This is a genomic window from Pseudomonas sp. TE12508 (assembly GCF_056279485.1).
In genome coordinates, this window is record NZ_JBWCCN010000008.1 from 210,131 (window position 1) to 234,061 (window position 23,931).

At 60.6% G+C, this 23,931-nt stretch carries 22 protein-coding genes; 12 read left to right on the forward strand and 10 right to left on the reverse strand.

Going from position 1 to position 23,931, the window contains the following annotated elements:
* Positions 1-127: 127 nt before the first annotated feature.
* Positions 128-1,078: a GlxA family transcriptional regulator gene (locus ACZ9IM_RS13435; RefSeq protein ID WP_476224189.1), complete on the forward strand. Its 951-nt coding sequence runs from the start codon at positions 128-130 to the stop codon at positions 1,076-1,078.
* Between the two features lie 187 nt (positions 1,079-1,265).
* Positions 1,266-2,744 carry an ATP-binding protein gene (locus ACZ9IM_RS13440; protein WP_476224190.1) on the forward strand — a complete coding sequence of 493 codons (1,479 nt, stop codon included), beginning with the start codon at positions 1,266-1,268 and terminating at the stop codon, positions 2,742-2,744.
* Here the strand turns inward: ACZ9IM_RS13440 and ACZ9IM_RS13445 are convergent.
* Entirely contained in the window at positions 2,709-5,513 is a 2,805-nt protein-coding gene (locus ACZ9IM_RS13445) for an ATP-binding protein (RefSeq protein ID WP_476224191.1), read from the reverse strand. The genes ACZ9IM_RS13440 and ACZ9IM_RS13445 overlap by 36 nt on opposite strands.
* A gap of 323 nt (positions 5,514-5,836) precedes the next feature.
* On the opposite strand from ACZ9IM_RS13445, the gene ACZ9IM_RS13450 reads away from it, so the two are divergent.
* Both ACZ9IM_RS13450 and ACZ9IM_RS13455 read left to right on the forward strand, forming a co-directional pair.
* Complete coding sequence (locus ACZ9IM_RS13450) at positions 5,837-6,412, forward strand: flavodoxin family protein (RefSeq protein ID WP_476224192.1); 576 nt, start codon at positions 5,837-5,839, stop codon at positions 6,410-6,412.
* A 34-nt stretch (positions 6,413-6,446) separates the two neighbouring features.
* Positions 6,447-7,271 (forward strand): alpha/beta fold hydrolase, encoded by an 825-nt coding sequence (locus ACZ9IM_RS13455; RefSeq protein ID WP_476224193.1) that lies wholly within the window; start codon positions 6,447-6,449, stop codon positions 7,269-7,271.
* A gap of 33 nt (positions 7,272-7,304) precedes the next feature.
* Here the strand turns inward: ACZ9IM_RS13455 and ACZ9IM_RS13460 are convergent, their stop codons facing one another.
* A complete protein-coding gene (locus tag ACZ9IM_RS13460) occupies positions 7,305-7,769 on the reverse strand; it encodes a helix-turn-helix domain-containing protein (protein ID WP_476224194.1) in 465 nt (154 codons plus the stop codon).
* Between the two features lie 224 nt (positions 7,770-7,993).
* Here ACZ9IM_RS13460 and ACZ9IM_RS13465 point away from each other — a divergent pair, with 224 nt between their 5' ends.
* From ACZ9IM_RS13465 to ACZ9IM_RS13500, 8 genes are all read left to right on the forward strand, one after another.
* Entirely contained in the window at positions 7,994-8,917 is a 924-nt protein-coding gene (locus ACZ9IM_RS13465) for a LysR family transcriptional regulator (RefSeq protein ID WP_476224195.1), read from the forward strand.
* A gap of 534 nt (positions 8,918-9,451) precedes the next feature.
* The gene (locus ACZ9IM_RS13470; protein ID WP_427623774.1) at positions 9,452-9,820 is read left to right on the forward strand and encodes a DUF6124 family protein; all 369 of its coding nucleotides are present in this window, start codon (positions 9,452-9,454) and stop codon (positions 9,818-9,820) included.
* Between the two features lie 261 nt (positions 9,821-10,081).
* Positions 10,082-10,498 carry a DoxX family protein gene (locus ACZ9IM_RS13475; RefSeq protein WP_476224196.1) on the forward strand — a complete coding sequence of 139 codons (417 nt, stop codon included), beginning with the start codon at positions 10,082-10,084 and terminating at the stop codon, positions 10,496-10,498.
* A complete protein-coding gene (locus tag ACZ9IM_RS13480; protein ID WP_476224197.1) occupies positions 10,491-11,081 on the forward strand; it encodes an antibiotic biosynthesis monooxygenase in 591 nt (196 codons plus the stop codon). The genes ACZ9IM_RS13475 and ACZ9IM_RS13480 overlap by 8 nt, the downstream gene beginning before the upstream one ends.
* 9 nt (positions 11,082-11,090) lie before the next feature.
* On the forward strand, positions 11,091-12,929 hold the full coding sequence (locus ACZ9IM_RS13485; protein ID WP_476224198.1) for an amidohydrolase: 1,839 nt from the start codon (positions 11,091-11,093) through the stop codon (positions 12,927-12,929).
* A 69-nt stretch (positions 12,930-12,998) separates the two neighbouring features.
* Positions 12,999-13,625 carry an isochorismate family cysteine hydrolase YcaC gene (gene ycaC / locus ACZ9IM_RS13490; protein WP_218399263.1) on the forward strand — a complete coding sequence of 209 codons (627 nt, stop codon included), beginning with the start codon at positions 12,999-13,001 and terminating at the stop codon, positions 13,623-13,625.
* A 195-nt stretch (positions 13,626-13,820) separates the two neighbouring features.
* Positions 13,821-14,726, forward strand: a complete 906-nt coding sequence (locus ACZ9IM_RS13495; RefSeq protein WP_476224199.1) for a LysR family transcriptional regulator — start codon at positions 13,821-13,823, stop codon at positions 14,724-14,726.
* A gap of 93 nt (positions 14,727-14,819) precedes the next feature.
* Positions 14,820-15,659: a methyltransferase domain-containing protein gene (locus ACZ9IM_RS13500; RefSeq protein ID WP_476224200.1), complete on the forward strand. Its 840-nt coding sequence runs from the start codon at positions 14,820-14,822 to the stop codon at positions 15,657-15,659.
* On the opposite strand, the gene ACZ9IM_RS13505 is transcribed toward ACZ9IM_RS13500, so the two are convergent.
* From ACZ9IM_RS13505 to ACZ9IM_RS13540, 8 genes are all read right to left on the reverse strand, one after another.
* Positions 15,648-15,956 carry an addiction module antidote protein gene (locus ACZ9IM_RS13505; RefSeq protein WP_427623783.1) on the reverse strand — a complete coding sequence of 103 codons (309 nt, stop codon included), beginning with the start codon at positions 15,954-15,956 and terminating at the stop codon, positions 15,648-15,650. The genes ACZ9IM_RS13500 and ACZ9IM_RS13505 overlap by 12 nt on opposite strands.
* A gap of 222 nt (positions 15,957-16,178) precedes the next feature.
* Entirely contained in the window at positions 16,179-16,868 is a 690-nt protein-coding gene (locus tag ACZ9IM_RS13510) for an N-acetyltransferase (protein WP_427623785.1), read from the reverse strand.
* A 57-nt stretch (positions 16,869-16,925) separates the two neighbouring features.
* The gene (locus ACZ9IM_RS13515; protein ID WP_476224201.1) at positions 16,926-17,738 is read right to left on the reverse strand and encodes a ChbG/HpnK family deacetylase; all 813 of its coding nucleotides are present in this window, start codon (positions 17,736-17,738) and stop codon (positions 16,926-16,928) included.
* Entirely contained in the window at positions 17,710-18,924 is a 1,215-nt protein-coding gene (locus ACZ9IM_RS13520) for a GNAT family N-acetyltransferase (protein ID WP_427623789.1), read from the reverse strand. Before ACZ9IM_RS13520 ends, ACZ9IM_RS13515 begins: the two co-directional genes overlap by 29 nt.
* Positions 18,925-18,928: 4 nt before the next feature.
* Positions 18,929-19,618, reverse strand: a complete 690-nt coding sequence (locus ACZ9IM_RS13525) for an N-acetyltransferase family protein (protein ID WP_476224242.1) — start codon at positions 19,616-19,618, stop codon at positions 18,929-18,931.
* A 92-nt stretch (positions 19,619-19,710) separates the two neighbouring features.
* A complete protein-coding gene (locus tag ACZ9IM_RS13530; protein WP_476224202.1) occupies positions 19,711-21,630 on the reverse strand; it encodes a hypothetical protein in 1,920 nt (639 codons plus the stop codon).
* A complete protein-coding gene (locus ACZ9IM_RS13535; RefSeq protein ID WP_427623793.1) occupies positions 21,627-22,931 on the reverse strand; it encodes a lipopolysaccharide biosynthesis protein in 1,305 nt (434 codons plus the stop codon). The genes ACZ9IM_RS13530 and ACZ9IM_RS13535 overlap by 4 nt, the downstream gene beginning before the upstream one ends.
* Positions 22,928-23,929 carry a polysaccharide deacetylase family protein gene (locus ACZ9IM_RS13540; RefSeq protein ID WP_476224203.1) on the reverse strand — a complete coding sequence of 334 codons (1,002 nt, stop codon included), beginning with the start codon at positions 23,927-23,929 and terminating at the stop codon, positions 22,928-22,930. Before ACZ9IM_RS13540 ends, ACZ9IM_RS13535 begins: the two co-directional genes overlap by 4 nt.
* Positions 23,930-23,931: the final 2 nt, after the last annotated feature.

The following is a 23,931-nucleotide window of genomic DNA, read 5'->3' on the forward strand; positions in this document are numbered from 1 at the left end:
CGATAGCCATTTATCATTCAACGTTGATGTCGACTGACCCGCCGCTATCGCGAGCAGGCTCGCTCCCACAAGGGGGTGGTGTTTGGCGCCGTGGTATTAACAGTTCTCTTTTAGTGACCTTGAACCCATGAAAACCGTGGCAATGGTGCTGTTCCCCGACTTTCTTCTGCTCGACATGGCCGGGCCCATGGAAGTGTTTTCCATCGCCAATCGCTATCTGGAACCGGCGGACCGTTATGAGCTGTCGACCATCGGCACCGAACACGGCGCGTTGCGGGCCTCCAATGGCGTCAGCCTGCAAGCCGATCTGCACATCGATCAAGCGAACGAGCCCTATGACTTGTTGCTGGTGCCGGGCGGGCCGGGAGCCTACAACGAAAAACATCCGTCATTGCTCGCCTGGCTTCAGGGCGCTGTCACCCGGGCGAACCGTTATGGGTCGATCTGCACCGGCGCATTCGTGCTCGGGCATGCCGGGCTGCTGGACGGCTATCGCGTGGCCACTCACTGGCATTACACCGAACGTCTGATCAAAGGCTTCCCCAAGGCCACCGTCGAGACCGATCAGATTTACGTACAAGACCGCAATCTCATCACCTCTGGCGGTGTCACCGCTGGCATCGACCTGGCGCTCGCGGTGGTTGCCGAAGACCATGGCAAGAAGGTCGCCCAGGACGTTGCCAAAGTGTTGTTGGTGGTAATGAAACGCCAGGGCGGGCAGGCGCAGTTCAGCCCGTTGATGGCGGCAGTGGCACCCCATGAAACGCCGATCACCCGGGTGCAGAACTATGTGCTCGAACATCTCGATGAGGCGTTCAGCATCGAACGCATGGCCAGCCTGGTGAACATGAGTGCGCGGCACTTCGCCCGGGTTTTCGCCCGGGAAGTGAACATGACGCCCATGGAGTTTCTGCAAAGTGCGCGCATCGATTGTGCCAGGAACCTGCTGGAAACCAGCGACCTGCCGCTCAAGACCGTGGCCTTCAAAAGTGGTTTCGGCAGCGTGCGGCACATGCGTTTTCTGTTCAGTGAAAAGCTCGGCCTGACCCCCACCCAGTACCGCGAACAGTTCAGTTAGGGGGGCGTTGTCCGTCACGCGCACCGTGATGGCCGTGATGCTCCTCCCGTGGCCGTTGTGCCGTCACCCATGCCTGCCAAGATACCCATGAACTCTTTGCCATGGAGATGCGGGAGCCTGGATGGACGGGGGCGATGGATTTTGCAGTGCCTTGAGCCGGCCCAGGGTTTTCAGCGCATGAACGTGCATGAACAGCCTCAGAAATATAAACAGCGATGCGGTGCTGCGGTTCGGGCCCTACGCGTTCCACCTGCATCAGCGACTGATCCTGGACGGTGATCGCCCGCTACGCATGGGCGGGCGGGCCCTGGATATTTTGCAGGTGCTGGTCGAACGCGCCGGCTCAGTGGTGAGCAAGGATGCCCTGATTGCCCACGTCTGGCCGACCTCGGTGGTTGAGGAAATCAACCTGCGCGTGCACATCGCCGCCCTGCGTCGGGCACTCGGCGATGGCCAGAACGGGCAGCGTTACATCGTTAATATTCCCCAGTGCGGCTACAGCTTCATCGCCCCGGTGCAGTGCGACCGGGCAGATACGCCGGTGCCCGTCGAGACGGAGCACAAGCCTCAACACAATCTGCCTGCCCGGCTCACGCCGGTGACCGGTCGCGACTCGATCATCGGCAGTGTGGTCAGGCAGTTGCCGGTTCGACGTCTCATGACTTTGATTGGTCCCGCCGGCATTGGCAAAACTACCGTGGCGTTGCGCGTGGCCGAGCTGCTGTTGCAGCACTATCGCGACGGCGTCTGGAGGGTTGATCTGGCGGCCATCGATGACCCGGCGCAACTCGTCGAGCATCTGTCGCGCACGCTGGAACTGGACGTTGGCGGGGCGGCGCTGGAGCAGCGGCATGCCTTGGTGGTGCTCGACAATTGCGATCACCTGCTCGAATGCTGTCGGGCAGTGGTGGACGATTTGCTGGCCTCGGCGCCACGGCTGTCGATCCTGGCCACCAGCCGCGAACCCCTGCGAGCGGCGGGGGAAACGCTGCTGCGTTTACCGGCTCTGGCGGTGCCGCCGGCTTCAGCGATGTACAGCGTGGCCGAGGCCATGGATTATTCGGCGGTGCAGCTGTTGGTCAGCCGCGCCCGAGCCCGTCAGCAAGGGTTTGCCCTGCGCCAACAGGACCTCAAGGCAGTGCGCGAAATCTGTCGGCGCCTGGATGGCCTGCCCCTGGCCATTGAACTGGCGGCGGTGCAGATCGATGCGTTGGCGCTGGTGGGGTTGCAAGCGCAACTGGGTAACTGTTTTCAACTGCTGACACAGGGTCGGCGTACTGCCGTGCCACGGCATCAGAGCCTGAAAGCCGCACTGGACTGGAGCTATGAACAGCTGAGCCCGTTGGAGCAAACCGTGTTGCAGCGGCTGGCGGTGTTCAAAATGGCGTTCACCCTGGACTCGGCGATTGGCGTGATCAGTTGCGCGGTGCTGCGGCCCAGCCGCTTGGTCGAAATCGTAGAGCGGCTGGCGAGCAAATCACTGCTGTCGGTGGAGCAGGGCAGTGGTGTGACCCGTTACCGTTTCCTCAACACCACCCGTATCTACGCCTTGGAGAAACTCGAACACAGCGGTCATTTGCGTGCCTTTGAACTGCGCCATGCCCGCTACATTAGCCGAGCACGCTGGACATCAACCGGGCAGGTGTCGCTGCAACTCGTCGAGTAGGCGACGGACTTTCGTCAAGTCCGGAGTAGCAAAGCCTTCGGTGAAGCGCTGGTATATCGGCGCCAGCAACTCATGGGCCTGTCGGCAGCGTCCCTGACGCTGCCACAGTTGGGCCAGTGACGTGGCGCTACGCAGTTCCCAGGCCAGCGCTCCCTGGGTTTTTGCCACGGCTAACGCCTTGAGCAGCACGGCCTCGGCTGCGTCGACCTGTGCCGGGCAATCCTCTGCCAGCAACGCGTCGGCCCGGGCTCGCAGAATTTCCGCGGTGCTCCAACCCGCCGCGCCGCTTTCGGCTCGTTCCAGCAATGCGTCATCGATGAAACGGCTGTCCAGCGTGACCATGATTTCCTTGATCAACCCGGTGTTAGCTCGCGATGACGAGGGCGCATCGGCCCCCTCGATCACCTGCGCGTAATGTTTGGCCCACGTGTAGAACAGCAGCACCGAGTGTTTCTTCGCCTGTTCAAGCAGCAGCTTCAGGAGCTCGCGGGCGACCGGGGTGTCACCGTTGTAGTGAGCGATCAGGCAACCGGCCAGCGCCAGGGTGTAGCAGATGGACGTGCCATGATTGATCTGCATCGCGATGTCGAGTGCTTGTCGTGCGGTACGCCAGGCTTTTTCCGGGTGCCCTTGTAACCAGAGAATGCGCGCCAGAATCGTCAGGGCTGCGACGCTTTGATCGTAATGCACACCAAAACAGTAGGTGAAGCGGTTGAGGTAACCGCTCTGGGCCAGGCATTGAATAACCTGTTCGACATTCTCCCGCGCCAGAGCCTGATCCCCGGCAAAGTGCAGCGCCAGAACCCGCAAGCGTTGGGTGCTGAGGGCCAACACCGCATCACCGTGCAGCCCCAACTGCTCAAATTGTCGGCTCTGCTCCAGGGCCTGCTGGTAGTGGCCGCAACTAAGATCAACTGCCAAGTGCCCGGAAATCGCTTTGAGCTGACCGGCCACATCGTTGCAGTGTTCGGCCAGGTATTTGGCGCTGACGAACGCTTCGACGGCTTCGTCGCTGCTGCCCAGGGTGTGGTAGCAGGAACTGCCGAGGGCAAGCTTGAGGGTCATGGTCACACGCGGGCAGGGCTGATGCGTCGCTTCGAGCAACGCCAAAGCTTTGCGCACATACACGCCATGCTCCTTGAGCAGCGACAGTTCCTGCCAGAGCGGCGTCGAGGTCGCGGCGAGGCGGATCGCCATGGCCTGCGGCCCTTGCGCATTCAAGCCCCAATCAAGTGCAGAACGGATGTCTTCCAGGTTGCGGGCGTAACGCTCGGTCCAGCGATCGCTCGAGATCTGCTCCCAGTCGTCCCGGGCTTGCTGCATCAAGGCCAGGCAGCGTTCGGCGTGGCGCTCGCGGGTGTCTGGCAACTCCTGGGCCTGGGCGAGTTTTTCCAGTGCATAGCTGCGCGTGGTGTCGAGCAAACGGTAGAACACTTCTTCGTCGCCGACTTCCACGTTCAGCAACGACTTGGCGACCAATTGGGTGATCGAGCCGAATACCAGATCGGGCTCGAGGTGTTCGCCGACGATCACGGCGGCCGCCGACTCCAGGGTGAAGGCGCCCCGAAAAATACCCAGTCGACGCAGGCAGGTTTGCTCGCAGGCATTGAGCAGTTCGAAGCTCCAATCCAGCGTCGCGCGCAGGGTCTGATGGCGGCCCAAGGTCGTTTGGCAGCCTTGGGTGAGCAGGCGAAAGTTGCCTTGCAGCTGCAACAGCAACCCACTCAAACCCAGGCTGCCCACTTGCGCTGCCGCCAGTTCGATGGCCAGCGGTATGCCGTCCAGACGCCGGCAGATTTCAATCGCCAGCGGCAGTTCGGCTTCGCTCAGTTCAAAACTGTCGTGGCTGGCCATCGCCCGTTCGACAAACAATTGCAGCGCCGAAAACGTCAGGGCCTGAGCGCGGTCGAGCACGGCGATGGGCGGTGGGCAGTCCAGCGATTCCAGGCGCTGCACGAACTCGCCTTCGGCCCGCAGGCTCTCGCGGCTGGTGGCCAGAATGTGCACTTGGGGCGCCGCGCGCAGGATGCTTTCACTGAGCAACGCAATGGCATCGATCAAGTGTTCGCAATTGTCGATGACCAGCAGCATCTGCCGTTCGCGCAGGAACGTGGCGAGACCGCTCATGGGTTCGGCGTCGTGCAAGGATAAATCCAGCAGCGTTGCCAAGTGCGTGGTGATCATCAAAGGGTCGTTGATCGGTGCCAGGTCCAGCAGGCGAATGCCGTCTCGGTAGCGGCCGATCAATTGCTCGGCGACGCGCAGCGCCACCGTGGTCTTGCCGATTCCGCCGGGGCCCACGAGGGTGATGAAACGCTGCCGCGTCAATTGCGTTATCACGCTGTCGACCAGAGCCTGACGACCAATCATGCGGGTCCGACGGATTGGCAGGTTATGCCGGCTCGATCCATTTTCGGCGCTTTTCGGGCTTTGCTCGATGTGCTCCACAGAGAACGGCGCGACAAAACTGTAGCCGCGCTGAGCAACGGTGATGATGTAGCGCTGGCCGGCCTGACCATCACCGAGGGCCTTGCGCAGCGCAGCCATGTGCACCCGCAGGTTGATGTCTTCCACCACGCTTTTGGGCCAGACCCGGGCGATCAGTTGCTGCTTGCTCACCACCTGCCCGGCGTGTTCCAGCAGGATCAACAGAATGTCCATGGCCCGCCGACCCAGGCGCAAGGGCTGGTCGGCCTCCATCACCAGGCGTTGTCCGGGGTAAATCCGGTAAGGGCCGAAATGGATGGCCTGTTCGGGAGAAAGGGTCAACGGGTCACTCCTGCTTGCATCCGTCTATCGCACGGTATCGGGGCATATTCCTTAGGTTTTTTCGGCAGTGCAATGCTCTGTCGTGCACCTCGTCGGTGTGTGCATCGGCTGCTGGATTCCCGTCAGCGCTTATCGAACCCGTATTTATTGGGTGCGGCGCTGGCCGGGTTCGTTGGTGCACCGTTGAAAATTAACAACGTTTAACTCGTCCTGTGTCCGGCCTACGCTCAAAAATCCATCCCTTCAAGTTCAACCGAAGGCACCGTCCTTCTTGCAACAAAAAGCATGCCGCAAAAAGGATGAACCCTTCTGGAGGAACCGGAATGAGCAACGTGGTGGTGGTCTATCACAGTGGCTACGGGCACACCCGGGTCATGGCCGAGGCTGTGGGCCAGGGTGTGGAACGGCACTTGGGTAGCACCTGTAGGCTGATTCCGGTCGAAGAAGTGGACGATCACTGGGAACGCTTACACCGTGCTGATGCAATTATCTTTGGCGCCCCGACCTACATGGGCAGTGCCTCGGCAGCCTTCAAGGGCTTCATGGACGCTACCGCCTCGTTCTACCTGGCCCAGCCCTGGCGCGACAAACTCGCCGCCGGCTTCACCAATTCAGGCTGCCTGTGCGGCGACAAGCTCAACACCTTGCAGCAGATGGCGGTGTTCGCCGCCCAGCACTCGATGATCTGGGTCGGCCTCGACCTGCTGCCGGCGCGCAGCAGCACGGGCCTGTTCGATGGGCAGTTGAACCGTCTCGGCAGTTCGCTGGGGGCCATGGCGCAGTCGAATGTCGAACAGTCCCCCGACCTTGCACCGCCGCCCGAAGACCGCCGCACTGCCGCGCATTTGGGCGAGCGGGTGGCACGCCTGGCCGAACGAATGGCCCATACCTCTTATTAACCGCCACAAAAACCATGCATGAGGAGACATCACCATGAGCACCTTTACCACCCGAGACGGCACCGAGATTTACTACAAGGACTGGGGCACCGGTCAGCCGATCGTCTTCAGCCACGGCTGGCCGTTGAACGCCGACAGCTGGGAGTCGCAGATGATCTTCCTGGCCTCCCAAGGCTATCGGGTCATCGCCCATGATCGCCGTGGTCACGGGCGTTCGAGCCAGCCGTGGTTCGGTAATGACATGGACACCTACGCCGATGACCTGGCACAACTGATCGAACATCTGGATTTGCAGAACGCCGTGTTGTTCGGCTTCTCCACCGGCGGCGGCGAAGTGGCGCGTTACATCGGTCGCCATGGCACCGCTCGCGTGGCCAAGGCCGGGCTGATTTCCTCGGTGCCGCCGCAGATGCTCAAGACCGACACCAACCCTGGCGGCCTGCCAATGGAGGTGTTCGACGGTATTCGTAAGGCGTCCCTGGCCGACCGTTCGCAGCTGTACAAGGATCTGGCCAGCGGTCCGTTCTTTGGCTTCAATCGCCCGGGTGCCAAACCGTCCCAAGGCATGATCGACTGGTTCTGGCTGCAGGGCATGATGTCCGGCCACAAGAACGCGTATGACTGCATCAAGGCGTTCTCCGAAACCGACTTTGCCGAAGACTTGAAGAAGTTCGACGTGCCGACCCTGGTGGTGCATGGCGACGACGACCAGGTCGTGCCGATCGAAGCCTCCGGCATCGCCGCGGCGAAACTGGTCAAGGGCTCTACGTTGAAAGTCTATCCGGGAGCGCCCCACGGCCTGACCGACACCCACAAGGATCAACTCAACGAAGATCTGCTGGCGTTCATCAAGGGCTGATCAAGATCAAAAGATCGCAGCCTCCGGCAGCCCCTACGCGGTTATGTGGACCCCTGTAGGAGCTGGCGAAGGCTGCGATCTTTTGATTGTGAGAGGGGGAAGAGAACGCACAGTTCGACAGCGCCAGGCAAACGGTGAAACGCCTTCGCTGCGGGTGAAGATATGGGAAAAATGCGCCTGATCGCAGAAGCCGCATTCCAGGCTGATTTGCGTCAGGGTCAGGTCGGTGTTCTGGATCAGCTGCTTGGCCCGGGCGATGCGTTGCCGGCGAATCCAGTCTTGCGGCGAGAGGCCGGTGCTGCACTTGAACGCACGGGAAAAATGACTGCGTGACAGGGCGCACGCCCGTGCCAGTTCAGTCACTTCCAGGGTTTCATCGAGATGGTCGAGGATCAGCTGCTTGGCCAGATGTTCACGCCAGGGGCTGAGCCCGCCAGTGGTTTTTTTTCGCATTTCAGTGGAGGACGCGTTGATCGCGCTTTGCTGAAAGGGAGCCATGGCCAATGTCCGTGTCGGTGGGCGCGCGCGGGTGCACTGCACGATGAGCCAGTACGTTTGTTCTGAAAAAAAGGTTTGCGCAGAGGGCTTCATTTTTGGTCGCGCAGGCTTTGGCTTGCGAGTTAAACGTTGTTAATTTCTCGATTGGCATGGGCCGTCTCGAGTACAGTCAGCCACACTCGTTAACCCCCGTGCCGGGCTGAAAACACAATGGGATTGTGCTTATGAACCGTAACGATCTGCGCCGCGTCGACATGAACCTGCTGGTGATTTTCGAAGCCCTGATGTTCGAAAAAAACCTGACCCGGGTCGCCGAGAAACTGTTCATGGGCCAACCGGCAGTGAGCGCTGCGCTGGGGCGGTTGCGTGATTTGTTCGACGATCCGTTGTTGCTGCGCAACGGTCGCGGCATGGAACCGACGGCGCGAGCGCTGGCGATTCTCAAGGAGTTGCAACCGGCGATGGACACCATTTCCGGGGCGGTCAGCCGCGCCAAGGAATTCGACCCAACGACCAGCTGCGACGTGTTTCGCATCGGGCTGTCGGACGATGCCGAGTTTGGACTGTTTCCGCCGTTGTTGCGCAAACTGCAAGAAGAAGCGCCGGGGATCGTGGTCGTGGTGCGTCGCGCCAACTATCTGCTGATGCCGGCGTTGCTCGCGTCTGGCGAGATTTCGGTGGGGGTGAGTTACACCACCGACCTGCCGGCCAATGCCAAACGCAAACGCCTGCGCGACATTCCCTGCAAAGTGCTGCGCGGTGACGATCGTCCAGGGCCGCTGACCCTCGACGAGTATTGCGCGCGGCCGCACGCGATGGTGTCGTTCTCCGGTGACCTGAGCGGCAACATCGATATGGATCTGGCCAAGGTCGGCCGCTCTCGCCGCGTTGTATTGGGCGTGCCGCAGTTCAGTGGCTTGCGGGCGTTGCTGGCCGGTACCGAAATGATCGCCACGGTGCCGGATTACGCTGCGTGTGCGCTGGTCGAGGGATGTACCTTGCGCGCCGAAGATCCGCCGTTTCCTATCGATGCGGCGCAGTTGTCGATGGCGTGGAGCGGGGTGCATGACAACGATCCTGCCGAAAAATGGCTGCGCTCGCGGATCAGTCAGTTCATGTCTGAGCCCCTGAAAATACCAACCCCGTAGGAGCTGCCGAAGGCTGCGATCTTTTGATCCTGATGGCCGACCCGATTTTGCGGATATACCCGATCCCCTGTGGGAGTGAGCCTGCTCGCGATGACGGAGTGTCAGACAACATCATTGTTGACTGGAAGGCCGCCATCGCGAGCAGGCTCGCTCCCACAGGGGAATGTGTGTTGATTCGAGGGCTGTGTTTAATAGTGTTTAGCGTTACTTCCTGAAAGCTACAGATCCTTGCGCCGTTGCCTACGACTGCGCCAGAATCCGCCGGCTTGTGCGCTTTGGGCCTGGTCTTTATCGTTTCCGCATCGCTGCCAATCAGCGATCGGGTTTAGCGACTTGAACAGGTATAAGCGCAACAACACTCCGTCATATTGCAGGCATTCCATGTCTGCAGTTTCGATATGGTGGCTGTGCGCGGGAGGCCCTCGGGTCTGCCGGGTCTTATACCTCTCGGTTCGCTAACCTGCGTACAGCCGCCACCCTTACTTGTTTAGCGACAGGTACTGGTGGTTCCATCAGGTATAACGGAGATCCATCATGTTCAAAGCCACACCTAACCCGCCAGGAACCGACGACGTTTCCCCCTACGATCCCCTCGATCCCAAAAAACTCAACGAAGCCGCCGAGCGTGCTCTCGATCACTACCTCAAACCGTCCGACCCCAAGACCTCGCGCAAACCGAGCACGATTTACACCGTCGCCCCGGGCATCGACATCGAAGAGCTACTGGCCAATGCCTGCGAATCCTTTGCCTCGGCCAAGGTGATCGCCAGTGACTGTGCCGGGTTTCTGGAGGGGTCGCAGCGCAATACGATACTGGGCGTTGCGCAGCTCATCATGCTGGGTGAACTGGCTGTGAGTCGGGCGCTGGATAGTCTGGAATTGAAGGCTGATTCATCCCGGTAACGAAACAAACTTGTGGCGAGGGGGCTTGCCCCCGTCCGGCTGCGCAGCAGTCGTAAAACCTGAGCATGCGGTTTGCCAGACAGACGGTGATTGCAGGTTTTGGTGCCGCTTCGCAGCCCAACGGGGGCAAGCCCCCTCGCCACAGTGAGTTGTGTTGTCTTTGTGTACGGCGTTCCCCGTACAAAGAGAGCACGTACATTCAATTTTTCCCTACCCCGTCGCTGCACTATTCAGGGCAATGATTGATCAAGGGTAGGGGCCATGAACGCTTCGCAATGGAATGAACGGGCTCAAGATTTCGGGCTGCTGTTTCTGCGGATCAGTGGCGCACTGTTTCTGCTGGGCGTGCATGGCTTGCCGAAGCTGCTGAACTTCAGCGCCGAGTTGCAACGCATCGAAGACCCGTTCCACCTCGGCGCCCACCTCACGCTAATCCTGGCGATCTTCGCCGAAGTGCTGTGCCCGCTGCTGATCGTTGTCGGTGTGCTGGTGCGTCTGGCGTGCCTGCCCATTTTGTTTGTGTTGCTGGTGGCACTGCTGGTCGTGCATCCGCAATGGAGTGTGGCCGAGGGGCAGTTCGGTTGGCTGCTGTTGATTCTGTTCACCAGCATTTTCATCGCCGGGCCGGGACGGCTGGCGCTCAATGTTCGTCTCGCCGGAGCCCTCCGTTATGCCTGATTCCAATCGTATCGATGAGATCGTGACGCTGATCGTCAAACACCGGGTCAAGGCCGGTTTTGAAGCGGCCTATGAAGCCTGGCTGCGCAACATCGTCAGCGTGGCCGGGCAACGCGAAGGACACTTGGGCGTGGATGTGATTCGCGGCAAGAGCGGTGGCCTCGACCTGTTCACCTGCGTGCTGCGTTTTTGCTCCACCGAGGCGATGCAGCGCTGGCTCGACTCGCCGCAACGCCAGGCGCTGGTCGATGAAGCCGCGCCGATGCTGGCCGACGGCGATCAGACCGAGGTCAACCCGGTCAATGAATTCTGGTTCTCGCCGCTGGTTGACGCCGGTTCGCCACCGCCGCGCTGGAAGCAGGCCGTGGTGACGTTGTTGGTGATTTTGCCGCACACCTTGCTGGTGCCGCTGATCTGGGGGCCGCTGTTGCAGCTCAATGCATTCCTGTCCAACTACGTGGTCGCCACTTTCCTGATCACCCTGACCATTGTGCTGTCGGTGGTGTACGTCTTTATGCCGCTGGCCACGCGCCTGTTCGCGCCGTGGCTGGAAGCCGGCCAGTCCCATTCCACACAGCCTTAAGGAAACGCGATGAACGCCGATCTGATTCTGTTCAATGGCCAGTTCCATACCGTTGACCGTGAGAAGCCCCTCGCCAGCGCCGTGGCGATCAGCGATGGCCGCTTCGTCGCGGTTGGTACCGATGCCGACGCCATGGCCCTGCGCGGTTCGGGCACGCAGGTCATTGACCTCAAGGGCCGTTGCGTCATCCCCGGCCTCAACGACTCGCACTTGCACCTGATCCGCGGTGGTTTGAACTACAACCTCGAACTGCGCTGGGAAGGTGTGCCGTCCCTGGCCGATGCCTTGCGCATGCTCAAGGATCAGGCCGACCGCACGCCCACGCCGCAGTGGGTGCGGGTGGTGGGTGGCTGGAACGAATTCCAGTTCGCCGAAAAACGCATGCCGACCCTGGAAGAACTCAACCAGGCCGCACCCGATACGCCGGTGTTCGTGCTGCATTTGTACGACCGCGCCTTGCTCAACCGCGCGGCACTGCGCGTCGCCGGCTATACCCGCAACACGCCGAACCCACCGGGCGGCGAGATTGTGCGCGATGCCAACGGTGAGCCGACCGGCATGCTGGTGGCGCGGCCGAACGCGATGATTTTGTACTCGACCCTGGCCAAGGGGCCGAAGTTACCGCTCGAATACCAGGTCAACTCGACCCGCCAGTTCATGCGCGAACTCAATCGCCTCGGCCTGACCAGTGCCATCGACGCCGGCGGTGGTTTCCAGAATTATCCGGACGACTACGCGGTGATCGAGCAGTTGGCCAAGGACCAGCAACTGACCATCCGCATCGCCTACAACCTGTTCACCCAGAAGCCCAAGGAAGAACTGGCCGACTTCAAGAACTGGACCGGCAGCGTCAAGCTGCATCAGGGCGACGATTTCCTGCGGCACAACGGCGCCGGGGAAATGCTGGTGTTCTCGGCGGCGGATTTCGAAGACTTCCTCGAGCCGCGTCCGGACCTGCCGCAAACCATGGAAGACGAGCTGGAACCGGTGGTCCGCCACCTCGTCGAGCAGCGCTGGCCGTTCCGTTTGCATGCGACCTACAACGAATCCATCAGCCGCATGCTTGATGTGTTCGAGAAGGTCAACCGCGACATTCCCTTCAATGGTTTGCCATGGTTCTTTGACCACGCTGAAACCATCACCCCACAGAACATCGAGCGGGTGAGGGCGTTGGGCGGCGGCATCGCGATCCAGGATCGCATGGCGTTTCAGGGCGAATATTTTGTCGAGCGTTACGGCGCCAAGGCCGCCGAAAACACGCCACCGATCAAACGCATGCTGGCTGAAGGTGTACCCGTCGGCGCGGGCACCGATGCGACGCGGGTGTCCAGCTACAACCCCTGGACCTCGTTGTACTGGATGGTCAGCGGCCGCACGGTGGGGGGGCTGGAATTGCACAGTGAAGGGTTGACCCGGCAGACCGCGCTGGAGCTCTTCACCCACGGCAGTGCCTGGTTCTCGTCGGAGCAGGGCAAGAAAGGCCAGATCAAGGTCGGGCAACTGGCCGACGTCGCCGCCCTGAGCGCCGACTTCTTCAGCGTCGAGGAAGAAGCCATCAAGTGGATCGAGTCGGTATTGACCGTGGTTGGCGGCAAGGTGGTGTACGCCGCCGGTGACTTCGAGAAACTCGGGCCGGCCAGCGTGCCAGTGCTGCCGGATTGGTCTCCGGTGGTCAAGGTGCCGGGTCACTGGCGTCCGGCTTCACCGATGCAGGCGCAGGTTCACCAGTGCAGCGGGCCGTGCGCGGTGCATTCCCACAGCCATGAGCGGGCGCGTTTGTCGAACGCACCGGTCAGCGATTTCCAGGGGTTCTGGGGCGCGTTTGGCTGCTCGTGTTTTGCCTTCTAGTGATTAAACAATGCGCCGGCCTGGTGTGTCGGCGCCCCTGAGGTAAGTCCATCCCCCGAGGAGTTTCACATGAGCAACGTTCCTTACAAACGTCTGAACAAAGATGATGCAGTGGTATTGCTGGTTGATCACCAGACAGGCCTGATCTCGTTGGTGCAGGATTTCTCGCCTAACGAATTCAAGAACAACGTGCTGGCCCTGGGCGACATCGCCAAGTTCTTTAACCTGCCGACCGTCCTCACCACCAGTTTCGACAGCGGCCCGAATGGCCCGATCGTGCCGGAACTCAAAGAGCAGTTCCCGGACGCTCCGTTCATTGCACGCCCGGGCCAGATCAACGCCTGGGACAACGAAGATTTCGTTAGAGCCGTGAAAGCCACCGGCCGCAAGCAGCTGATCATTGCCGGTGTTGTAACTGACGTGTGTGTGGCGTTCCCGACGTTGTCGGCACTGGCTGAAGGTTTTGAAGTGTTTGTGGTAACCGACGCTTCTGGCACCTTCAACACTACGGTGCAACAAGCGGCGTGGGCTCGCATGTCGGCTGCCGGTGCGCAACTGCTGAACTGGTTCTCTGTGGCCTGCGAGCTGCAGGGCGACTGGCGCAACGACATGGAAGGCCTGGCCAACCTGTTGTCCCAGCGCATCCCGAACTACCGCAACCTGATCAACAGCTACACGACGTTCACCGCGAAGTAAGAGGTATGGCTGCCGGCCTCGGCCGGCCGCTTGAAAAGATCGCAGGCTTCGCCAGCTCCTACGATTGGGTACACCCGCCTGTACTCAATTCCCGTAGGAGCGGGCGAAGCCTGCGATCTTTTGATCTTTAGATTTGGGGAGTCAGAAACGAAAAAAACGGCTATAAAGCGTTTGGCTGTCAACCAGGGCGCGACAATGAATCCGTTCGAAGATATGCGTATGTTTTGCCAGGTCATGGACTCCGGCAGCTTCACTGCGGCGGCCGATCAATTAGGGTTGTCCAAGCAGTTCGTCAGCCGCCGCCTGATGCAACTGGAAGAGCGCCTCGGCGTGCGCCTGCTCAACCGTTCGACCCGGCGGTTGGACGTTACGCCGCTGGGGCAGAGTTATTACGAATCAGCCCTGCGCCTGCTCAGCGAAGTCGAGCAAGTAGAGCAGGGCATCGCCGGCCAGACCACCGAGCCTCGCGGCACAATTCGCCTGAGCGCACCGTTGTCGTTTGCCGTGGCGCATCTGGGCTGTCTGTTACCGGAGTTTTTGCAGCGTTATCGCGAGGTCACCGTGGAAGTCGACCTGAGTGATCGACCAGTGGACTTACTCGGTGAGGGCTACGATTTGGCATTGCGCATCGGCGTGCTGGAAGACTCGACACTGATCGCCCGACGTCTCGCCTCCATCGAGCGGCTGTACTGTGCCAGCCCGGTGTATCTGGCCGAGCGGGGTACGCCGCTTAAACCCGAGGATTTACACACCCATGATTGCCTGCCTTACGGCCACAGTCGTCAGGTGCAATGGCGTTTCGAGGGGCAGGGCAAGCCGCTGAACGTCAACGTCACTGGGCGGATGCGGGTCAACAATGGTGAATTGCTCAAGGACGCTGCCATTGCCGGTATGGGCATCACGTACCTGCCGACCTTCATTGTCGGTTCGGCCCTTGAGGACGGCCGACTTGTGCCGGTGCTGGATGATTTGCGCCCCAAGCCGCTGACCTTGTCGGCCGTCTACCCGCAGCATCGCCAGAGGTCACGACCGGTGCAGGCGCTGATCGAGTTCTTGCGTGAGCGGTTGAATCAAGGCGAAGAGGGTTCGCACCACCGGTGATTACAAGATCGCAACAAAGCTCGAATGGTAGTTTTGCTGACGCTGATCCAGACTCGTGGCGGCCAATCAAAGGTCCGAATTCTGGAGCGTGCAATGGAAATGCCGACAAAAGAAAAAGCCATCGCCAGCAATCGCGATGCGTGGAATGACTCCGCCCAACACCACAAAGATACCCCTGAGTGGCAGGCCTGTTTGAGTGCCGTGAGCCATGGCGATTTTTCCTGCCTGGATGACACCCTCACCGGGTTGCTTCAACAGGTCGGCGTCGACGGCAAGGATGTGGTGCAGCTCGGCTGCAACAACGGACGCGAAAGTCTTTCGCTGTTTGCCCTGGGGGCCCGTCGTGTCGTGGGCATTGACCAGTCGGAGGCCTTTCTCGATCAGGCCCGGGAGCTGGCATCCCGTTCGCCCCATGAGCCCGAATTCATCGAGGCTGACATCCATCATCTGCCGACTGATCTTCACCAGTGTTTCGATCTGGCGCTGATCACCATCGGCGTATTGAACTGGATGCCGGACATCGCTGAATTCTTGCGCCATGCCGCGCAAACCCTCAAGCCCGGCGGCAGCCTGGTGGTGTACGAAACCCACCCGTTCCTAGAAATGTTCGACCCCGAGTCAGCCGATCCCTATCGCCCGGACAGCTCGTATTTTCGCAGCGAACCTTTCGTTCAGAACCAGCCGATCGTTTACGAGGGCAAAGTCGAACAGCCCGCCTCAGCGTCTTACTGGTTCGTCCACACCCTGGGTGCCATCTTCACCGGTGCCGTTGAGGCGGGGTTGCAGATCGGCCACTTCAAGGAATACCCGCATTCCAACCGCGAAGAACTCTACGATCGGTATCAGCAGCAAAAGGCGCAGTTGCCGTTGTGTTACACGTTGGTGGCGGTGAAGGCGAACAACATAGTGACAAGGACACTCTCAGAGAGTTGAGTGATTTGCCGCATGTCCCGGTTGTGCGCAGAGATCAATACCAAGGGCATGAATGACCTTTAGAACCGTATCAAAACGTGGTTTCGCGCCTGGCGCGAAGGCTTTGTACAGGCTTTCGCGGCCCATTCCGGAGTCTTTGGCAATTTGTGTCATGCCACGGGCCTTTACCACGTAGCCAATAGCACGAAGAAATTCTTCGTTGTCGCCGTCTGCCAGTACCTGAGAGAGGTACTCGCTGATGGCTTCGTCACTGTCGAGCAGTGCTGTCATATCGAAATCTGTGAGTTTGTGGCTCATGGTTTTGACTCCTCATTCCTGTTCGAATGTATAGGTTCGCGCAGGTATGAGAAGTCAGTCGGTTCCTTGAGTTTGGTGTATTTTTCGCTGAACTGTGTAGGCAACATGACGTCATCGCAGGCAAGCCCGCTCCCACACGGAAATGCGGTCATGTGGGAGCGGGCTCGCCCGCGATGACGGCGATACTGTCTTCAGTCAAGCAACAACAATCGCTCCCACCCATCACGCCTGCGCCGCAGTCACTGTCTGCTGTTCCGGTTTGCGCAGCGCAGTCAGCCGCGAGCCGCTGTAGTGTGTTTCGCGGAAGAAGCGAAAGCGGCCGAACAGGTCGTAGACGTGGGTGATTCGCCCCTGTTCCTGGTAGTCCATGCGCAGGTGCATTTTCATGGCCTGGATGTTGCGGACATCGCAGACGTCCATGACCTTGTCGCAACCTTGGTCCCGCATCGCCCCCCAGATATTGTACTGGGCGTCCACCGACAGGCTGGAGCCGAAGTAGAGAGGGATCATTTCACCGCCGAACTGGAAAAACTCACCGGGTTTGACCCGGAACCAGCAGCCATAATAATGCTGGTCAAAGTAGTCACTGAGGCTGCCCCAGATGAATCCGATGGCATCACCTGCCTCGTCCACATACATGTGCCCGGTGTGACCTTCGGAGGCGATCTGGGCCATGGCCTTGACGCGGTTACCGTAATACTTGGTGAAAGCGATGGCGTTCTCCCGGGTAATCGTCACCCGCTTCAAACCCGTATAGGGCCGTAGTTTGTGCGGCGCCACCGGGGTGACCAGATCGCGCCCCAGCCACAACAGTTCTCGGTGGAAGTACACATAGCGCTTCCAGAGCATCTGGAGCGTGTGGAGCAGGCCTTTTTGTTTGATACGTTCGCGAAGCTTGTCGATGGCGCTCATGAAGTCCTCCGAGGCTGAAGCCAGGGTGTGGTGGGTAACGTTTTCGATAGCGATAAATCAAGGTTGCAACGGGCGTAGCTCAATCGGGCACTGCTGTTCGTCTTTGAGCGTCCTTGGCACAACGGCATAGGACACTCTCGGAATGCCCGGAAGACGCAGCTCCAGGATGTGAGCCAGAGACTCTCCGGGGTTTAAATAGATATCGCCAAAATCAGCGCCGATATGGGTCGGGTGGACGACGATTTCCAGCAGGCCGTCGATCGGCATCGCCACGTTGCGCAGGTCTACCGGGGTGCATACGTACTGGGCGGTCGCTCCGGCGAGGCGGTTCAATCGATGATTGAGCAATGTCTTGAACACCCGCTTGCGCACACTCAGGTTATTTCCCAGATGGCGCGCCAGTCGCACGGGCACCCCTTGGTAGGCGGCAAAGCGCGCGACGATTTCGCCGATGGGCCAGATGTTGTGCACGTGCTGATGGGAATCGATGTGGCTTGGGATAAGGCCGTTATCCAGGCAACGTTGCCATTGAGCCTGGAGTTCCTCCAGCACCGCTTCGCGATCCAGGCGGTTGAGCCAGAGGCTGTGGCGGGGCAGGTCGAGATCGAACATGCCCTGGCTGTCGCAGAACGTCGAACGCGCAAGAATCGACGGGCTCAACGGCCGGCCATAGGTGAGGTTGAAGTGCAAGCCGATTCGTCCTTGCAGCAACGGCTGCCGGGCCAGGACGCAGGCTTCCTCGAACGCCGGCATATTGGCCATGGCGGTGGCGGAGCTGATGACCCCGGCCTGGAAGGCACCAAGGATCACCGCGTTTTCGCTCAGGCTGAGGCCGAAATCGTCAGCGTTGACTATGACTTGGCGAGGCATGTTCTCCCTCCTTGGTTTTTTCAATGGGCACCGGGCCTTTGTCGACACGAGTGGGTGTCGCAGGGGATGCAGGAGCAACTGATGCACGCCAGGCCCGCCACTTTTTCAACCACGGCTTGAATTGATGCCAGAGTCGCATGGCCAACCCCAGAGCGAGGCCGCTGGGGCGCCAGGAGTAGAAGCTCCAGCGCCAGTGCTCAAGTTGCCCGGTCATGCGCTCCTGGAGTTGATGGCTGGAGTTCATCAGGCTGACCCGCGAAGCGTCGATCCAGTGCCAGTTGTCGTCCAGACCCCAGCGAATCCACTCTTCGAGCAGCACACGACCGCTGCCCAGGTCGGCGTATTTGGGCAGGAACGCCAGGTTGTAGTCGTACAGCCGGCCCTCTTCCAGCAAGCCGAGCCGGTAGCTGATGCAGCGCCCGTCCACTTCCAGCAGCACCACCCGCAGCAGTCCCTGTTCGGCGAGGGCGGTGAAGGCCAGGTTGATCCATTGTCGGCTACGGTTGCTGGTGAAAATCCCCAGGCCTTCGACACCTTTCCAGCTCTGCACTTCGACTTCGCTGAGGGCCTGCAATAAAGGCCCGATGGTTGCTGCGTAAGGGGTAATGCGTCGGACCTGGGCACCATAAGCCAACATGCGTTTACGCGCCCGGCGCAGTTTGTAGCGCGGGTCGCCGGAGACTTCCTGGCGGTCGATATCGCTGATCAAATGCACCGGCACCCGGCAACTGAGCCGACGCTCGCCGGTCGAGCTGTGGGCCATCCATGCGGTCAGCGCGCTTTCTTCGCCGATGGGTTCGGACAATTCATTGAGTTGCAGCATCGCATGGGGCAAGTGACGGCGGATGATCACCAGCGCCTTGCGCATGCTGTCGGCATCGAGGCAGGTGAGCAGGGCCAGGCGATCGGTGAGGGGATAACCGAGGTGACGCAAGACCCGAAATGGCAGCCTTCCAAAGCGCTCAACGGACGCGACCAGCGGCAGGCACAAGACCAATTCATCACCTTGCCAGCCCAGCAGAACGTGCAAGCGTTCCCCGGCGGTCAGTGCCTGTTCCGATGCGCACAGCCAGGCGAGGGTGTTGAACGGCGTATGGTCCGTCACGCGCCTGCGCAACCCCTCATAAGCAGCTGCCGGAAAGTCCGGGGCGCACAGCGAGGTGCGCCATTCGAATCGAGCCATCATATTTTCACGCCACTGACTCAGGAACAGGTGAACGGGACGGTTTTTGTAGCGCATCCAGGCGTGAGTCGCTGTAACGGGTTTCACGCAAGAAACGCCAGCGACCGAATAATCGATAGACGTGCTGGATGCGTCCTTGCTCTTGATAGCCCATGCGAATGTGCAGTTTCAGCGCCGGTATATTGTGGGCGTCGCAGACATCCACGACCGTGTGGCAGCCTTGGGCCTGCATGGCTTTCCAGAGTCGCAGTTGCAGGTCCACCGAGAGCGTGGTGCCCCAATACGCGCGAGCCAGTTCGCCGCCGAATTCGAAGAATTCGCCTTTTTTTACCGGGAACTTGCAGCCATAGAAATGGCGGTCGTGGTACTCCCGGGTGCTGCCCCAGATGAAGGCCACCGCGTCGCCTTTGCCATCCAGATACATGTGCCCGGTGTAACCCTCGGTGGCCAGTTCTTCCATGATGTTGACCCGGTCGCCAAAGTGACGGGCAAAGGCTGCGGTGTTGTGCACCGTGATGGTCTTCACTTGCAGCGGTGGGTAAGGCTTGAGCTGGTGGGGCGGTACCGGGCTGACCAGGTCACGCTTCATCCACAGAAGCTCCCAGTGAACGAACATGTAGCGTCTCCAAAGGAGCCGGACCGTTGCACGCAGGCCTTTTCGTTTGATGTGTTGGCGAAGTTTTCCCAAGGCATTCATATCATTGCCTCCAGACAGAGACCGGTCGCCGCTGGCGTGGTGAAACGCGCGGTCGAGAGCGGCACGGTCGTGGTGATGCAAGTTGACGGCGTTCATGAGGCGCTCCAGCTCAAGGCGAACAGGGTTTCGCCCGGCAGGTCGAAGCTGACGCGACCGTCGTGACAGGTGAACTGAGCGCTGCGACTGCGGTTGTCGGCACCGAAGTACACCAGCGCTCCCTTGGCCAGCGGGCACGTCGCCCCGCCCAGATCGACACGCTGCAAGCGCCCCCCTTTATTGACCCCTAACAGGCTGCGCTGGCGCTCGGTGGCCATGGCCAACACATCGACTTCGAAAGCGTCGTTGTCCAGGCGCATGACGTTTTTCAGCCAGTGCTGCTGGATGAATTGCTGGGCCAGGCCCACCGGCTTGAGTTCGAAACGATCGCCGCCCAGCACCCGCACCATGCCTTTGGGATAGGTCGGTTCGTCGGCGGCCTGGAACCAGTTGAGCATGTCCAGCAACCCATCCTGCGCCGAGTTGATGACCACCGAAGTCCACCACAGCGAAGCAAAGTGGGTTTCCTGATCATAGGGGCTCAGGCTTGAACCGCTGGACAGGTTGGTCTGATCCAGCAGCAAGGCCTTGCGTGGCCGGCCCTTGGCATCGAGGCCCACCAGCTCGGCGGCACGGCGCACGCTGTCGCGGTAGACCCGAGTAGCCAGCAGGTCGCGAATCATCCATTCGTGCCAGGCGAGGGCGTCGATCTGCTCACCGGATTCGGCCAACAGGCGCCTTGCCCAATCGATACCGCGCTTGTCGGCGGCGTTGTCGGCGAACGGGCCGTTGACGAAGCGTGAAGTGGCGGGCATGGCGATGCGCACACCCGCCTTGGCGTTGGCCGGATCGCTGCGCACCTGCCGGGCCATGCTGTTGAAAATCGACTGGTAGTCGGCGTAGCTCGGGTAGTTGAGGTTCGGCTCGTCGGCGAACGCGATGTAGTGCGTACCGGTGCCGCCGAGGGCGCGAGTGGCGGCGAGCCAGGCACCGAGGCCGGCGTTGCTTTGAGTGTCGGCGCGCAAATCCGCCTGACGCTGGCTGCCGGCCAACAGCGTGAGGTCCTGCGTGATGCCGAAGCGGTTCTGATAGAGCTGGCGGAACGCATCTTCGTGGTGCGGATTTTGCGCGGTGACGTCAACGAAACTGTAATAGGTGCCCGCCTGAGGCTTGAGGGCGTCGAGCGCTGCGAAACTGGATTGAGGGGGCAGCACGTAGGGCAAATAAATGCCCAGGTTCGGGGTGGGGCCGAGCATCTCTTTGTGCAGGGTCAAGCGGGTCTGGCCATCGTCCTCGCGCAGCGGTTTGAGCTGCTGCGGTTTCTGGGCAAACAGATTCGCCGTGCCATCGAGCCAGAACGCGACCTTGCCGCTGCCTTGCAGGCGCAGGCGCCAGACCTGTTCGTCCTGAGTGACGGGCAATGCCACCTGATCGAACTGCCAATAGGCACGATAGGGTTTCAGCGCCAGGGACAACTGTTTGTTGTCGCCCACGCGCTGGGCCTGCAGGGCGTTGATCCCACCGTGAAACTTGCCGGCCAGTACGGCGTGTTCCCCGGGTGCGACCTTGAAATACAGCTCATCGCCGCCGCGGGTTTCGGCACTGAAATGCACCTTGGCCGGGGCGAACAGCGCCACCGTGCGTTCATCGTGTTCGATCGTGTAGCGGCGGAAACTGTAGCCCGGAATTTCCAGTCGATAACTGGCGGCACTCGGCGCCAGTGGCCAACTCTGCTTGCCTCGGGTTTCACTGGCGGCGATCAGGCGCTCGCCCTTGAGGTTGCCGTTGCCGTCGAGCAGGTACAGGCGTTCTTCGTTGGCATCGGCCTGCCACGCCGGAACCCAACGAACAGTCAGCGTGTCGGGGCGATCCGTTTGCAGGTACAGGCTGCCGTCGCGAATATCAGCCCAGCGCATGGGTGCCGCCTGGGCGCTCAAACCCAGGCCCAGGCTCAACAGCAGCATCAGGCGTTTCATGCCGATTTCCGTTGCAGCATCTGAAGCATCGGAGCCACATCGCTGGGCAGGATGATCAGGGTTTGCCAGGCCGGTACGCCACTCAACCGGCAATACATCACCAGCAGCGCGAGGGTTACCGCCAGGTAGGCGATGGACGATGCCGTCGCAGCGCCGACGATGCCGTAAATCGGGATCAGCAACAGGTTCAGGGCCAGGTTCAGCAACGCGCCGAGGCCCATCAACAGCGAAATCGTGCCGGGGCGATTTTTGCCCAGCAAGTCCAGGCGCAAGATGCTCGCATAGCAAAGGCCGAGCAGCCCCGGCAGCAGCGCCAGCAACGCCGGGTAGGCTGGCTGATAGGCAATGCCGAACAGCGTGACGATCAGCCATTCACCGATCACCGCCATGGTCAGGCAGGCGCCGAGCATCACCGTGGCGGTCAGGCGCAGCGCCAACGGCGTCAGGCGATCCATGCCTTCGTCCTGTTGCAGCAGGCGTTTCATCAGCGGCGTGGTCACCGCTTCCGGGACGATCAGCAGCAACTCGGCGGCGGCGCTGGCCATGGCGTAATGCCCCAACGCGGTGCTGCCGAGCAGGGCGCCGATGAACAGGTAATCGGAGCGCAGAATCACTTGCTGGAACAACAGGTCCGGATGGCTGCGAGCGCTGTAGCGCAGCAGTTCATTCTGGCTGGCACGGTCCCACTGCAACTTCAAGGGCTGAGCGCGCTTGAGCCAGAACCACCCGGCCAGCACCACCAGGCTGAGGCCGGCCAGCCAACTGATCAGCGCCGCTTCCAGGGCTGCGTCTTTCCACATCCAGAACAAGGCCAGAAACAACAGCAGTGGCGCCAGGGATTCCACCAGCCGCAAGGCATTGAACGCCACCACACCGCCCGACGCATTGTGCAAGGTCAGCAGGCCGCTCTTGAGGACGGTCAGCGGCACCGCCAGCAGCAACAGCCAGGCGAGCAATCCCAGTTGCGTGGTGATGTCGAGTTCACCACCGAACTCCCGCACCAGCGCCACCACCAGCAACGTCAGCAAACCCGCCAGCAGGCAACCAAACACCAGCACCTGGCTCAACAACAATCCCATGGGCCGTTGCTTGGCCGCCTGATACCCCACCGCCGAATTCAGCCCGCCGCTGGTGGCGGCGCTGATCAAATCGGGCAGGGTACTGAGCAACGCAAACAGACCGCGCTCGCTGGGCCCCAGAATCCGCGCCAGTAATACATTGCGCAGCAGCCTCAGGCCGATCATCGCCAGTTTGGTGCCCATGCTCAGGGCCAGGTGTTTGAGGTAATGACTGCGACTCATGGCCTGGCTCCCCGATAGATGCGCCAGGACAGCAACTCCGGATTGCGCGCCGTGCGATGGCTGATGCCGATTCGCGGCAAGGCCAATGGATCGCTGATACCACGATAAATCCCGACGTCGGTGCCCAGGGCAAACGGGAAGTCGTGGTCCGCCACGTGTTCGCGCACCCGCGCATCGTGGTTGCCATTGGGGTAGCAGTAGACCGGCAGCGGCCGGTTGCAACCGTTGAGCAGGGCATTGCGGCTGCGGCTCAGTTCCTCATCCAGACGTTGGTCGTCCAGGTCGGTGAGAATCGCGTGACTGGCGCCATGGGGACCGAAGCGGATCAACCCGCTGGCTTCCAGCGCGCGTACTTGATGCCAGTCCAGGGCCTGGGGCAACGACTCTTCAGGGCATTGATCGCTGAGCCGATCCAGTTCGCCCGATGGCAAGTTTTTCAGGCTGTGCAAAAAGTGCAAAAGCGCCAGGCTTCGGCGCTGCACATCCAGATCATCGAGCAGCACCGGTAACGGTCGCCCGATCTGTTGCAGGCATTCAATCAAATGCGTCCGGGCTTTTTCACCGTGGCTGTGCCACAGGGTTTCTCCCAGGCTTTCCCACCAGAAGCGTTGTCGGCTGCCGATGAAGTCGGTGGAGAGAAAAATGCTCGCCGGCACCTGATACTTTTTCAGCAACGGGAAGGCATTCAGCGCGTTGTCGCGCCAGCCGTCGTCGAAGGTCAGCGCGATTTTTGGTCGTCCGGTCCTGATGGCGCCCGGTTGCAAGATCTCCATCAGTGGCACGCAGTCGAAGTTCTTTTTCAACCAGGCGAGCAGATGTTCGAATGCCTTCGGCCCGACGCACAGTTCATTGCGATGGGGCAGGTCGGCGGCGCGGTCATTGGCCAGCACCCGATGCAGCATCAGGATCACCCCGGCACCGTGCAATTGGTGACGGCCTACGGGCGAGTTGAGATAAAGCCAGCCACTGGTGCGTTTTAATAATTGTTTGATCGCCATGG